Genomic DNA, 13,735 nt, shown 5'->3' on the forward strand with positions numbered 1-13,735 from the left:
CATCACTAGTGGTTCCTGTTAGCGTTCCTGAACAGTTATCACTTGTTGTTGGCGCTGTTGCTGTGGCTGAGCATTCACCTGTCACATCAGCTAGTGTTGGTATGGTTGGATCTGTGACATCATCGACAATCACATTCTGTGGTACGACAATCACATTACCATTGCCATCATCAAAGGTCCAATTGATTACAAAGGTTCCTTGGGTGTTATAAGTCAGTGCGTCACTGGTTGTTCCTGTTAGTGTTCCTGAACAGTTATCACTAGTTGTTGGAGCGGTTGCTGTGGCTGAACATTCACCTGTCACATCAGCCAGTGTTGGTATGGTTGGATCTGTGACATCATCGATAATCACATTCTGTGGTACGACAATCACATTACCATTTCCATCATCAAAGGTCCAGTTGATCACAAAGGTTCCTTGGGTGTTATAAGTCAGTGCATCACTGGTGGTTCCAGTTAGCGTTCCTGAACAATTATCACTTGTTGTTGGTGCTGTTGCTGTGGCTGAACATTCACCTGTCACATCAGCTAGTGTTGGTATGGTTGGATCTGTGACATCATCCACAATCACATTTTGTGGTACGACAATCACATTACCATTTCCATCATCAAAGGTCCAGTTGATCACAAAGGTTCCTTGGGTGTTATAAGTCAGTGCATCGGATGTTGTGCCTGTTAGTGTTCCTGAACAGTTATCACTTGTTGTTGGAGCGGTTGCTGTGGCTGAACATTCACCTGTCACATCAGCCAGTGTTGGTATGGTTGGATCTGTGACATCATCAACAATCACATTCTGTGGTACGACAATCACATTACCATTACTATCATCAAAGGTCCAATTGATTACAAATGTCCCTTGGGTGTTATAAGTCAGTGCGTCACTAGTGGTTCCTGTTAGTGTTCCTGAACAATTATCACTGGTTGTTGGAGCGGTTGCTGTTGCTGAACATTCACCTGTCACATCAGCTAGTGTTGGTATGGTTGGATCTGTGACATCATCGACAATCACATTTTGTGGTACAACAATCACATTACCATTTCCATCATCAAAGGTCCAGTTGATCACAAAGGTTCCTTGGGTGTTATAAGTCAGTGCATCACTAGTGGTTCCAGTTAGTGTTCCTGAACAATTATCACTTGTTGTTGGTGCTGTTGCTGTGGCTGAACATTCACCTGTCACATCAGCTAGTGTTGGTATGGTTGGATCTGTGACATCATCCACAATCACATTTTGTGGTACGACAATCACATTACCATTTCCATCATCAAAGGTCCAGTTGATCACAAAGGTTCCTTGGGTGTTATAAGTCAGTGCGTCACTAGTGGTTCCTGTTAGCGTTCCTGAACAATTATCACTGGTTGTTGGTGCTGTTGCTGTGGCTGAACATTCACCTGTCACATCAGCTAGTGTTGGTATGGTTGGATCTGTGACATCATCGACAATCACATTCTGTGGTACGACAATCACATTACCATTTCCATCATCAAAGGTCCAATTGATCACAAAGGTTCCTTGGGTGTTATATGTTAGTGCATCAGATGTTGTGCCTGTTAGCGTTCCTGAACAGTTATCACTTGTTGTTGGTGCGGTTGCTGTGGCTGAGCATTCACCTGTCACATCAGCTAGTGTTGGTATGGTTGGATCTGTGACATCATCAACAATCACATTCTGTGGTACGACAATCACATTGCCATTACTATCATCAAAGGTCCAATTGATTACAAATGTCCCTTGGGTGTTATAAGTCAGTGCGTCACTAGTGGTTCCTGTTAGTGTTCCTGAACAGTTATCACTGGTTGTTGGTGCTGTTGCTGTTGCTGAACATTCACCTGTCACATCAGCTAGTGTTGGTATGGTTGGATCTGTGACATCATCAACAATCACATTCTGTGGTACGACAATCACATTACCATTGCCATCATCAAAGGTCCAGTTGATCACAAAGGTTCCTTGGGTGTTATAAGTCAGTGCATCACTAGTGGTTCCAGTTAGTGTTCCTGAACAATTATCACTTGTTGTTGGTGCTGTTGCTGTGGCTGAACATTCACCTGTCACATCAGCTAGTGTTGGTATGGTTGGATCTGTGACATCATCCACAATCACATTTTGTGGTACGACAATCACATTACCATTTCCATCATCAAAGGTCCAGTTGATCACAAAGGTTCCTTGGGTGTTATAAGTCAGTGCGTCACTAGTGGTTCCTGTTAGCGTTCCTGAACAATTATCACTGGTTGTTGGTGCTGTTGCTGTGGCTGAACATTCACCTGTCACATCAGCCAGTGTTGGTATGGTTGGATCTGTGACATCATCAACGATCACATTCTGTGGTACGACAATCACATTGCCATTTCCATCATCAAAGGTCCAGTTGATCACAAAGGTTCCTTGGGTGTTATAAGTCAGTGCATCGGATGTTGTGCCTGTTAGCGTTCCTGAACAGTTATCACTTGTTGTTGGCGCTGTTGCTGTGGCTGAACATTCACCTGTCACATCAGCCAGTGTTGGTATGGTTGGATCTGTGACATCATCGACAATCACATTCTGTGGTACGACAATCACATTACCATTTCCATCATCAAAAGTCCAGTTGATTACAAAGGTTCCTTGGGTGTTATAAGTCAGTGCGTCACTGGTGGTTCCTGTTAGCGTTCCTGAACAGTTATCACTTGTTGTTGGTGCTGTTGCTGTGGCTGAACATTCGCCTGTCACATCAGCTAGTGTTGGTATGGTTGGATCTGTGACATCATCGATAATCACATTCTGTGGTACGACAATCACATTACCATTTCCATCATCAAAGGTCCAGTTAATCACAAAGGTTCCTTGGGTGTTATAAGTCAGTGCGTCACTGGTTGTTCCTGTTAGCGTTCCTGAACAGTTATCACTTGTTGTTGGAGCGGTTGCTGTGGCTGAACATTCGCCTGTCACATCAGCTAGTGTTGGTATGGTTGGATCTGTAACATCATCAACAATCACATTTTGTGGTACAACAATCACATTACCATTTCCATCATCAAAGGTCCAGTTAATCACAAAGGTTCCTTGGGTGTTATAAATCAGTGCGTCACTGGTGGTTCCAGTTAGCGTTCCTGAACAGTTATCACTTGTTGTTGGAGCGGTTGCTGTGGCTGAACATTCACCTGTCACATCAGCCAGTGTTGGTATGGTTGGATCTGTGACATCATCGACAATCACATTTTGTGGTACGACAATTACATTACCATTGCCATCATCAAAGGTCCAGTTGATCACAAAGGTTCCTTGGGTGTTATAAGTCAGTGCATCGGATGTTGTGCCTGTTAGTGTTCCTGAACAGTTATCACTTGTTGTTGGAGCGGTTGCTGTGGCTGAACATTCACCTGTCACATCAGCCAGTGTTGGTATGGTTGGATCTGAAATATCATCAATAACCACATTTTGTGTTTGCGTGCTAGTATTACCATTTCCGTCGTCATAAGTCCATGTTACCACAGTCGTTCCTTGAGTTGAAATTGGTAAGGTAGCATCATTGGTCACTGTTACAGTCCCTCCACAATTATCAGTAGCAGTTGGAGCTGTTAAACTAGTAACTTCACATTCGGCTGTGACATCTGATAAATTAGCAACGTCTGGTATTGGAGCCAAACTATCTTCAACTAAAACAGTTGCCGTACAGGTATCTGTTTGTCCGCTAGTATCAGTAACCGTTAATGTGACTGTATTATTTCCAAGATTAGTACAATTAAAAGTATTAGGAGACACACTTAAACTGGCAATTCCAAAATCATCAGTACTACCTCCATCTACATTGGCAGCTGTTATAGTTACATTACCAGTAGCATCCAATTGCGCTGTAAAATTAGAACATACAGCTGTAGGCGGATTATCCATTCTGAATAGTGCCTTATAGTTATTTGGTGCAATAGGTCCAGCTCCATCCGGATCATTATTTGCAAAATGTGTTCCGTCCAAATCAGAATTTGTTCCTACGGTAATATCACTATCATAATCTGCATGCGTATACATTTCAATAATATAATCTCCAGAAGGTAATCCGTTAATAATATTTATACCAGCTCCTGAAGACTCCCAAGTTTGATCAGTACTAGTGCCTCCACAAAAATTAGATGTAGGGTCATTTGCCCCAAATAGAATTGCAGATGATGTAAAAACTGGAGGAGTAGCCGAAGCCAAATAAACTCTATAGTTAAACCAACCATTAAATATATTATGCACACCACATTTGTATACCTTATTCTGAGCGCCATTTAATATGAATGTACTAGTAGGTGTGAACGTTCCTAGGTTTGCTCCATCAAAATCGATATTTGCGGTTGTGGCTTGTAGATCGTAATAGGTATTTCCAGATCCTGTATCTAAAATAGCATAACTCTCATAAATTCCAGATTGGGCATTTGAGGCTATATTTCCGAAGATAAAAAACGCAAAAGCGTATACAATTAAACGTACTCCTTTCATCATTAATAACTTTAATAAGTAGATTAAATTACAGGCATAAATGACTAACCTTGAGCGGAAAGAATCACTAAGACTGTAAATTTGTTCACTAAATTTGGGCTATTAATCAATGTAGGGATTATTAAAAGTAAGACGAAACAACAGTATCTAGCAAATTATTCGCCAAACTACCAAAATTCACTTTTAACGTTGATTTTCAGGTATATAATTTACAAAATAACCGTTAAAATACCAACTAAACTTGTTTCAATTTCCAACGTCCTTTTTTAAACCAGACAATAGCAATAATAGAGATTAAAACTTCTGCCAAAACGATAGCTAAAAACACACCCATTGGACCAAAATCAAAGGTGATGGCCATGAGATAAGCGAAAGGTAACTGGAACAACCAGAAACATATAAAATTGATAATAGTTGGCGTTATTGTATCTCCGGCACCATTGAATGAATTAATGACTACCATTCCGTAGGCATAGAAAATATAGCCAGCAGCAATCACTCGTAAACAGAGACTTCCATTTTCGACCACATTAGGCTCTTGAGTAAACCACGAAATAATTTGAGGTGCAAAAACGAGATAAGCGACTGAGACAATTCCCATAAAATAGGCGCAGTATTTCCCTGTTTTCCAAACCGATTGTTCGGCACGATCTGGCTGTTTTGCTCCTAAGTTTTGTCCTACTAAGGTTGCTGCAGCATTACTCATTCCCCAAGCAGGCATAAAGGTAAACATCATCACACGAATAGCTATGGTATAACCTGCGAGAACCTCACTTCCGAATTCACTCATAATACGCATTAAGAAGACCCAAGATGATGTTCCGATAAGGAACTGTCCGATACCTCCTAAAGAGACTTTGATCAAGTTGAGCATCACACCCACTCTAAGGACGACATCTTTAAATCTGACTTTAATTTTACTCCAGCCATAGAACAGTACTAGCAGTTGGAATATGACTGCAGATCCACGACCAATTGTCGTTGCAATGGCGGCACCTTCAACACCAAAAGCTGGTATGGGACCGAATCCAAAAATAAACATTGGATCAAGGATAATGTTGAGCCCGTTAGATAAAATCAACGTCCACATCGCAATCGATGCATCGCCAGCACCTCTAAATATCGCATTGATCAAAAACAGTAACATTATGGTCACATTTCCACCCAAAAGCACTTGTGTATAACCGTAACCTTCAGCAATAAGATCGGGTTCACCTCCCATAAGTCCTAAAATTTCCTTCGGAAATAGGATGCCGATCACACTAATAACAGCAGCGACAGCTATACCCAAAATAATCACTTGAACAGCGGCTCGTGAAGCACCTTCCTCATCTTTTTCACCAATACGACGTGCAACAATAGCCGTTGCTGCCATACTAAGACCAATAGCAACGGCATAAACGAGTGTCACAACAGATTCGGTTAAACCGATGGTTGCGACAGCGTTTACACTCACCTTTGATACGTAGAAGATATCGACAACAGCGAAAATGGATTCCATGAGCATTTCCAGAATCATAGGAATGGATAGCATAAAGACTGCTTTTCGAATACTACCTGATGTAAATTCTTGCTCTTTACCAGAAACTGCTTGTTTAAGGTATTTAAAAAATTGTGGGATTGATATGTTTGATTTTGACATGATTGTTAGTTGAAATATGAAAACTACCAAAAGCAAAAATGCTAATGGCTACTATAAAATCACTGTAGTAAGTGATGTATGGCGAAGTGTGAGCTTAAACAATCATGAGTCAAAGATGCAATTTTCTTTTTAAATATCAAAAAATTGAATTTTATTCTTTTTTCTTATACTCTAAAATCGACCCTAAGATTTAGCAGACGAGCGGCAACACAAAGTAGATGCCGTTAAAAAATGAAATGCTGTTTGAGTGCAGCGAGTTCATTTTATTTAACCAGCGTGTAGAAACTTGAATGCCGAAAACCCAGGTTTTAAAGTTTTCTGATACTTTTTTTAGCAATGAAAAATTGATTAATTAATTCTTTCATTCATTTTGTCTTGATACAAAACGAACCAAAAAATCAAAACCGTTTGTTAGGAAATTACTGCGTATCGCTCGCTCTTTATATAAATGAAATATGCTTATTGATTATAATATCTGACTGTGTCCTAATGTCATCTTTTAAATTTAAAATAGTTGCTCACTATTTCTTAAAACGGCTATATTGGGCAAACAAGACAATTATTATCCGAAATTTAAAGCTTGTGACACTTCGTCGAACTTAAACGCACCTCAACGCCTTGTCTATACATTTGTCTACAGAATGTATTGATTATCAATATGTATTTACATATATTCGTTGTGCTAATTAATTCAACCAATATGTTCAAAGCTGCCTTATTTGATATGGACGGTGTAGTTGTAGACTCCGAGCCATTGCACAATAAAGCCTACTATCAAATGTTTGACGATGTCAACATCCAAGTCTCAGACGAACTCTATGCCTCATTTACGGGTCAGTCTACTTTAGAGATTTGTAAACAACTCATATCGCATTTCGATTTACCTTTAGGTCCGCAAACCTTAGTCGATATCAAACGTCATCATTTTAAACACCTTTTTGACACTGATACCTCTTTACATTTATTAGATGGTGTATTAGACCTCATCAAAGATTATTATAGTCATGGTATGGCTTTAGTTCTGGCCTCTTCGGCGTCGATGGTCAATATCAATCGTGTTTTTGAGCGTTTTGACTTGGACCAATATTTTGTGGCGAAGATTTCTGGTGCTGATCTTAAACAATCTAAACCACATCCTGAAATTTTTGAAAAAGCTGCTGAATTGTCTGGTCACGATCCAAAAGACTGTTTTGTGATAGAAGATTCTACCAATGGAATTGCTGCTGCGAAAGCCGCTAATATCTATTGCATTGGCTACGATAGCTTGCATAGTGAAGATCAGGATTACTCCAAAGCCGATTTGGTGGTTTCAGATTTTGCTGATATTAGTTTTGATCGTTTAAAAGCAAAACTTGCAACGGCCTAAGTACGAAAATTTTTATATCTTTATATAACTTCCCTACAAGCAGGTACTAGCTTTGTAGTTTGTATTAACTAGACTATAGACATTACTGAAAGACTAATAGCTATCTATAATTAGCATCTCATATTTTACCCAACATTGGGTATGTTTTCTAATGTGTTTTGCTATTATCTTTATACTGTTAATATACTAACTAAACCAGCTTGATGAAAACTAAATTTATACTTTCGATACTGTTAATGCCTGTTCTATTGGTTGCTCAAAACGACTTTTCTTTTTCCAGCTCAGATTTTTCTTATGGTATTGGAACCAAGTTAACTATAGAGTTATTGCACAAAAACAGACCAGATTTTAAATTAAGTATTACGGGTGGCGTAGGTTATAATGCTTCAATTAATGATGATTATGGTATTACGCCGTCAATTCACGGAGGTATATTACTTTTTAATAAAGGTATGGTTGGTGCTAATCAAAGTAAAAAATGGTACAAAATTCAAGCACACACCTTCCTTAATACCACAGCGACCTTTCAATTAGATAAGTTAGATTTCAACCCACTAGTGAGACCAGTACCACTTTATCATTTTGCCGAATTTACCGCTAACCCGTTACAAAATCCATTTAAATCATCTATCAGCTATGGTATGAATCTAATTTTAGTGCAAGACAATATCCTTCAGCGAACAGGTTTTTTTAATTTAAACATCGCAGGCAGATTTCAAATTAGTTATTATAATGATGGTGGTCCTGTTTTGGGTTGGGCAGGTGACAACAGAGATCGATATTATACTGGAGGATTAGTGTTAAGCTATCATGGTTATATAAATGACGTTTTAAATCTTATCGAATTAAGCTATCATAAGTATACAGGATATCAAGAATATGCTTTTGATGTTGGTGAACATTTACAAATAGATTTTATCAATTACTACGATACAACTCAATTTACATATAATCAACAGCGCTGGCGTTTAAACTTTTCAAATTTAGATAATGGTTTTGGCGGAAGCATTTCCTGGTATAATAAAAACCGGATCGATCTTCAAGATTTTCTGCATTTTACTACTAATGTGCCCTATCATCCTGATTATTTTACAAAATCACGTTGGATGTTTGGAATCAGACATGAATATAATAACTCAAAACTATAACGATGAAAAAAATAGCATACATGATACTGATATTGGCTTTTTTATCTTGCCGAACTGGGTTAAAACTGGTTAGCGATAGTTATTATTTACAAGAGGATAGAAAAACGAAAGTCAAAACAAAAATACCTTTAAAATCGTTTGCTCTTAATGGTTTTGATATCTACGTTTTTAATATTTGCGAAAAGCTTCAAGTAGATGATCCTAAGGATCGATTTTGTGAATGCCCATCTGACTTTTACAATAGTGAATTATCTTCAAACATGAAAAAGGTTGAAGAGCTCTATCTTCTAAAACATAAGAAAACAGATCTTATTATTTATCTAACGACCTTTTCTCATAAATACATAAGTCAACATAGTGGTTTTCTTAATGATCCAAAATTCTATGAAAACAATATTGTTCTAGATCAAATAGAATTCGCCTATATTGGTAAAATAGATGACATTGAAAATGTGATTCACTTTCCTAGTCATAATGATTCCGAAGATATTATTCTGCATTATGACCCTCAAGTATTTAGCAAAGAACTATTATTTACTAAGGCCAATGTAGCTACAGCAGAAAATAATTATACGATTTTCAAACCCATATCATTAGACAAAGTATTCAAGCAGCAGTTTTCATACCACAAGAGAGATTATAGTATATCCTACTATCATGGGTCGAATAACATGGAAAGCGTCAATCCAAAAGTTGTTGATACCTTAAAGTTGTTTGTCAAAAAAGATAAGGTCGAGCTCTCTTTTTCATTTAATAATTTTGATAAAGATTATAAAATGTCAAAAAAAAGAATAAAATACTTACCTAACTTTTATTTAATACAGGAAAATTAAATATTAATTATTTGGTCCTTGTTTACTGGAGTGCTTTTATTATTTTAACAGCGTAAGACTAAACTATAATCATGGCCAAACGAAATACCATTGCAGACGATATCCAAAAACTCATTCAGGCTATTCTCAAAGCCCTTGGTTATGATACCAAACGCAAACGTACCTGGCACCAACATGTTGTGCCTTATGAAGATGGCTGGGCTGTACGACGTGAAGGTAATCAACGTATCACCTCCAAACACCGCAAGCAAAGTACTGCGATACGTAAAGCCAAAACTTTAGCGAAACGTTATAAAGCTGATGTGATTATTCATCGTGAAAGTGGTGGGATTCGGGATCGGGTTAGTTATGGGGATTAGCAATATGAAAGTCTACCGAAATAATTCATCTATAATCCCAATCCACCATATCATAAGTCCGAATTAACCACATGCAACAAAGTATGACGCATACCAATACAAACCCCTAACCTTTAACAGAAGGTAGATCTTTAGTACTACCGTCATCAGAGCTTACCATGACACGTAATTTATACACTGCTGAAGGCTGGTACCCTGCGCCTAATCCTTGCCAAAGTAATGCTTGTCCATCTAAAGTTTGTGTATAACTTTCAATAGTTATACGTTCTATAGGCTCTGGTAAGTCTGAATGGACTTGTCGGTTTAAGAGTTGATTTTGATCTAACCAATTGGTAGTGGCTTCCAATAATTTAAGCGCTTCCTCATAGGATACCTCAGGATTGGTAGAAATCAAGATATATAGTTGTTTTTGTGTAGGCGCACTAGTTGCCGAACGCGTTCTACCAATAGCTACATGATGTGCATGCTCAGGGTCAATATTAACCAAGGTTAACCGCAATGGCGTTTGCACCGATGATGTGTTTACACCTCCCAAACTCATAATTGGAGGTGGCACACCCAGTTCATTTTGGAGTACCCTATTTAAAATGGTATTGATAAAACGTAAGCTGTCTAGTATCATGTGTATTGGCTTTATAATGCGAAAAGGTGTATTTGATTGTGTTGGCCGCTGTTTAGAGAAGTTCACCTATTATCCCGATCCACCTTATCATAAGCGCGAATCAACCAGATGGCCCAAATGACAACGCAAACAGACACAAACCCTGAAAAGTATAATACGATATCGTTAGCGTCCATTTTTTATTTGTTTTATAAAGATGACTATTCCTAAAAGTGTTGGTGCCCAAAGTCCTATAAATATGGCGTGTAATTGATCGCCTTTTAAAAATAAGTACTCGGCTACAATAATAATAAGTGCACAAAGCACCAGCATAAAGATATTAGCAGGTCCTAACTTTTTTATTAAATTCATTATCAATTGATTGGTTGATTGCTCTAAGTTAGTGAAAATTTTAACGTCTTGTTAACGTTTATGAACTTTATCTTTGCAAAATAATTTTGCTTCTATGGCTACAGACAAAAAACCAGACCAGATCGTATTTAATGAAGACACGCAACGCTACGATGCGTCTATAAAACCCTATGCCACCAATGTTGGTGCACCTGCGATTCAAGTCACTGGCAATTCTACGTGGAAAAATCGCAACATCAATAAGGCCAATAAGCAGATTCAGGCCAAGTACCTAGAACTTAAAGCCGAGTATGATAAAATGATGCAAGAGCTAGAATACAATAATCTTGTCTATAATGCACGCTACAATTTTGAGCCAATCGTTGGCGAGACCTATCATCTCTATCGCGATACACAGGAGAAACCCTTCTTATCGATTATTGCACCTAGTGATTGTAATTTTGATTTTATGGGGAGCTTTCTTTTAAATAGTGAACTGATTTGGAAAAAAGTTGATAACTAATTCTATTTTCTTTTTTCCATTGATGAAAAAAGAAACAAAAAAATCTAGCCTTAATTTTAAATCTTACCCAATTCCGAATTGAAAGCTAAACAAAAATAACTCCATTTTGCTACTCGCAAAATCTCAAACAGATTTTTGTTTTTAACGCTTTCTACTTCGATTGGGTCCCAAGCTTTAAACTTAGGGCAGTTATTATCAATCTAGACTTTAATAATCGTTTTAAGAAATAGTGAGCAACTATTTTAAATTTAAAAGACGACACTTGGAAACAATCAGATACTATAATGAATAAGCATATGCCATCTAAAAAAAAAGCGAGCGTTACGCAGTAAATGCGAAGCATTCACGAATACTTATGAAAAACAAATTAATTCAATGAGTAATTCCTAACAAACGATTTTGATTTTTTTGGTTCGTTTTTTTATCAAGAAAAAAATGAACAAAAGAAAAGTTTATTTCCCTTTCAACAACGCATTTTGCTCTTCCATTAAATCGGTGAGTTTTGAAAGCAACTCAATATCTTTAGGTGTCGCGACGACCTCATTTTTTGGGTCTTGGGCTTTACTTCTCAATCGATTCATCGCTTTAACTACTAAAAAGACTGTAAGTCCAACAATAACAAAGTCCAGAAAGGTTTCAAAGAGCACTCCATATTCAATAGCGACCTCCTCCACTGTAATCTGACCTTCTGCATTAGTAACCGCATCTCTCATCACATATTTCTGATCTTGAAAGTTGAGTCCGTCGGTCATTAAGGTTAATGGTGGCATAAATATCTTTTTTACCAGCACATCTATCACTTTATTGAATGCGGCTCCTATAATGATACCAATAGCCATATCCATCATATTTCCTTTAACTGCAAACTCTTTGAATTCCTTTAAAAACTTCATTGCATCGTATTTTAATTACACGATGTCAAAGGTATTTCAATCTGCTATGAGATACAATAGTTATATTGGTTTTGTAGGCTGTTACTGTTAATCCATTAGGATATGCGCCAGATTTAAGCAGATAATTGTATTTTTAATTTACTTTTCAGAAACTGTAATTGATGAAGACACGACGAGGCTTTTTAAAACTTATAAAACAATTCCTGCTATGGTATGTCATAGGTATTCTTGCCTTAATTGTGTTCGTTTTGGTTATTGTACTTATTAGTGATTTAGAGAATAGCAATCGGACCTCCATTTTTTTTCAAGTACTTGGACGCTTCTTCAAATTTATACCAACGTATTTTGTATTGCTCCTGCCCTACTTTTTGTTCTTACTTATTCGCTCAATTGTAAGAGATTATAAAAAACGAAAAACCTCAGGTCTGCTAAAAGGCATCGGTTTAAAAATACTGTTGCCTGCGCTTGTTATTTGGGTTGCTAAGGAAAGTATCAGCCAATACCGATTAACCGAAAACTTCGACTACGTTTGGGATTATAGTATTGAAAACAAAGGGTCTAGTATTAGAAACCTATATGCGAAAGACAAAAAGCAACGCGGCTTTCACGTTTTTGGACGTGCAAATGATTCGCTTTCATTTGAAATTTTAAAAACCAATAATGTCGAATGGTTGACCTATGTGCCTTTTATTTCTCAGGAGTATTATGATAAACCTTCCTTAAGAAAACGATCTGTTCTTGACGATGCAAATGGAAGACTTCAATATTGGAAAAGTATAAAACAGCGTGCTGAGGCTTACGGATTTAAAATCATGCTAAAACCACATATCTGGCTTCAAAACCGAGAGAATGGCGCCTGGCGATCAGATATTAATATGTCTACCGAAAAAGAATGGGATCAGTGGTTTGAAGAGTATAGCCAATATATGTTGGACTATGCGACTCTAGCGGAAACGTTAAATATCGAATTGTTTTGCATTGGTACCGAATTACATAAAACCGTTTTAGAGCAACCTGAGCGATGGCACACGCTTATTTCTAAAATTAGAACCATCTATTCTGGAAAACTAACTTATGGTGCTAACTGGAATCAGGAGGTTGATGATATTCCGTTTTGGGCTGCTCTAGACTTTATTGGTGTTCAAGCTTATTATCCGATTGCAAAAAACGAAAATCCTGAATTGTCAGAACTTGAAAATGGTTGGGAACAACACACATCCGATTTAGAAGTTCTGCATAAAAAATATAAAAAGCCAATTCTCTTTACCGAATTAGGTTATAAATCCACAGCAGATGCTGGTATTAAACCCTGGGAATGGAATAACCTGAGCAATTCATTTCATAAAAAAATCTCTAAGCGCACACAAGCCTTGTGCTACCAAGCTTTTTTTAATACCATATGGCAAAAACCATGGTTAGAAGGTGTGCATTTATGGGAATGGCAATCGTCCAGCAATGATAGCGATGGTAATAATAATGCCTTTGTGGTTCAAGGAAAACCAGCGCTTAATGTTATTGCCAAGGAGTTTAAAAAAGTAATCGATTAGTAAAACCCTA

Annotated in this window: 11 protein-coding genes; 6 read left to right on the plus strand and 5 right to left on the minus strand. The window is 37.5% G+C overall.

Annotated features, from left to right (window positions below; translation table 11 throughout):
* Window positions 1–4,465: beta strand repeat-containing protein (locus KWG70_RS10555; RefSeq protein WP_230935987.1), on the minus strand; the 4,465-nt coding region annotated here is incomplete at its 3' end.
* A 232-nt stretch (window positions 4,466–4,697) separates the two neighbouring features.
* Window positions 4,698–6,104: an MATE family efflux transporter gene (locus KWG70_RS10560; protein ID WP_230935988.1), complete on the minus strand. Its 1,407-nt coding sequence runs from the start codon at window positions 6,102–6,104 to the stop codon at window positions 4,698–4,700.
* A gap of 700 nt (window positions 6,105–6,804) precedes the next feature.
* On the opposite strand from KWG70_RS10560, the gene KWG70_RS10565 reads away from it, so the two are divergent.
* From KWG70_RS10565 to KWG70_RS10580, 4 genes are all read left to right on the plus strand, one after another.
* The gene (locus KWG70_RS10565; protein WP_230935989.1) at window positions 6,805–7,470 is read left to right on the plus strand and encodes an HAD family hydrolase; all 666 of its coding nucleotides are present in this window, start codon (window positions 6,805–6,807) and stop codon (window positions 7,468–7,470) included.
* A gap of 203 nt (window positions 7,471–7,673) precedes the next feature.
* Window positions 7,674–8,618, plus strand: coding sequence for a hypothetical protein (locus KWG70_RS10570; protein WP_230935990.1), 945 nt, complete (start codon window positions 7,674–7,676; stop codon window positions 8,616–8,618).
* A gap of 2 nt (window positions 8,619–8,620) precedes the next feature.
* The gene (locus tag KWG70_RS10575; protein ID WP_230935991.1) at window positions 8,621–9,451 is read left to right on the plus strand and encodes a hypothetical protein; all 831 of its coding nucleotides are present in this window, start codon (window positions 8,621–8,623) and stop codon (window positions 9,449–9,451) included.
* Window positions 9,452–9,522: 71 nt separating this feature from the next.
* Window positions 9,523–9,810 (plus strand): DUF2188 domain-containing protein, encoded by a 288-nt coding sequence (locus KWG70_RS10580; RefSeq protein WP_230935992.1) that lies wholly within the window; start codon window positions 9,523–9,525, stop codon window positions 9,808–9,810.
* A gap of 106 nt (window positions 9,811–9,916) precedes the next feature.
* On the opposite strand, the gene KWG70_RS10585 is transcribed toward KWG70_RS10580, so the two are convergent.
* Complete coding sequence (locus tag KWG70_RS10585; RefSeq protein ID WP_230935993.1) at window positions 9,917–10,432, minus strand: Pvc16 family protein; 516 nt, start codon at window positions 10,430–10,432, stop codon at window positions 9,917–9,919.
* 165 nt (window positions 10,433–10,597) lie between these two features.
* A complete protein-coding gene (locus KWG70_RS10590) occupies window positions 10,598–10,783 on the minus strand; it encodes a hypothetical protein (RefSeq protein WP_230935994.1) in 186 nt (61 codons plus the stop codon).
* A 94-nt stretch (window positions 10,784–10,877) separates the two neighbouring features.
* Here KWG70_RS10590 and KWG70_RS10595 point away from each other — a divergent pair, with 94 nt between their 5' ends.
* On the plus strand, window positions 10,878–11,285 hold the full coding sequence (locus tag KWG70_RS10595; RefSeq protein WP_230935995.1) for a DUF2452 domain-containing protein: 408 nt from the start codon (window positions 10,878–10,880) through the stop codon (window positions 11,283–11,285).
* Window positions 11,286–11,737: 452 nt separating this feature from the next.
* Here the strand turns inward: KWG70_RS10595 and mscL are convergent, their stop codons facing one another.
* The gene (gene mscL / locus KWG70_RS10600) at window positions 11,738–12,178 is read right to left on the minus strand and encodes a large conductance mechanosensitive channel protein MscL (RefSeq protein ID WP_230935996.1); all 441 of its coding nucleotides are present in this window, start codon (window positions 12,176–12,178) and stop codon (window positions 11,738–11,740) included.
* Between the two features lie 161 nt (window positions 12,179–12,339).
* On the opposite strand from mscL, the gene KWG70_RS10605 reads away from it, so the two are divergent.
* Window positions 12,340–13,725 carry a glycoside hydrolase family 113 gene (locus tag KWG70_RS10605; RefSeq protein ID WP_230935997.1) on the plus strand — a complete coding sequence of 462 codons (1,386 nt, stop codon included), beginning with the start codon at window positions 12,340–12,342 and terminating at the stop codon, window positions 13,723–13,725.
* Window positions 13,726–13,735: the final 10 nt, after the last annotated feature.

Origin of the sequence: Psychroserpens luteolus (genome assembly GCF_021032705.1) — a bacterium.
In the GTDB taxonomy this organism is placed as follows: domain Bacteria; phylum Bacteroidota; class Bacteroidia; order Flavobacteriales; family Flavobacteriaceae; genus Psychroserpens; species Psychroserpens luteolus.

Excerpts from the sequence above, each read along its gene's own strand:
- KWG70_RS10560 (WP_230935988.1), bottom strand. The coding sequence starts at position 6,104 with ATGTCAAAATCAAACATATCAATCCCACAATTTTTTAAATACCTTAAA.
- KWG70_RS10565 (WP_230935989.1), top strand. The coding sequence starts at position 6,805 with ATGTTCAAAGCTGCCTTATTTGATATGGACGGTGTAGTTGTAGACTCC.
- KWG70_RS10570 (WP_230935990.1), top strand. The coding sequence starts at position 7,674 with ATGAAAACTAAATTTATACTTTCGATACTGTTAATGCCTGTTCTATTG.
- KWG70_RS10575 (WP_230935991.1), top strand. The coding sequence starts at position 8,621 with ATGAAAAAAATAGCATACATGATACTGATATTGGCTTTTTTATCTTGC.
- KWG70_RS10580 (WP_230935992.1), top strand. The coding sequence starts at position 9,523 with ATGGCCAAACGAAATACCATTGCAGACGATATCCAAAAACTCATTCAG.
- KWG70_RS10585 (WP_230935993.1), bottom strand. The coding sequence starts at position 10,432 with ATGATACTAGACAGCTTACGTTTTATCAATACCATTTTAAATAGGGTA.
- KWG70_RS10590 (WP_230935994.1), bottom strand. The coding sequence starts at position 10,783 with ATGAATTTAATAAAAAAGTTAGGACCTGCTAATATCTTTATGCTGGTG.
- KWG70_RS10595 (WP_230935995.1), top strand. The coding sequence starts at position 10,878 with ATGGCTACAGACAAAAAACCAGACCAGATCGTATTTAATGAAGACACG.
- mscL (WP_230935996.1), bottom strand. The coding sequence starts at position 12,178 with ATGAAGTTTTTAAAGGAATTCAAAGAGTTTGCAGTTAAAGGAAATATG.
- KWG70_RS10605 (WP_230935997.1), top strand. The coding sequence starts at position 12,340 with ATGAAGACACGACGAGGCTTTTTAAAACTTATAAAACAATTCCTGCTA.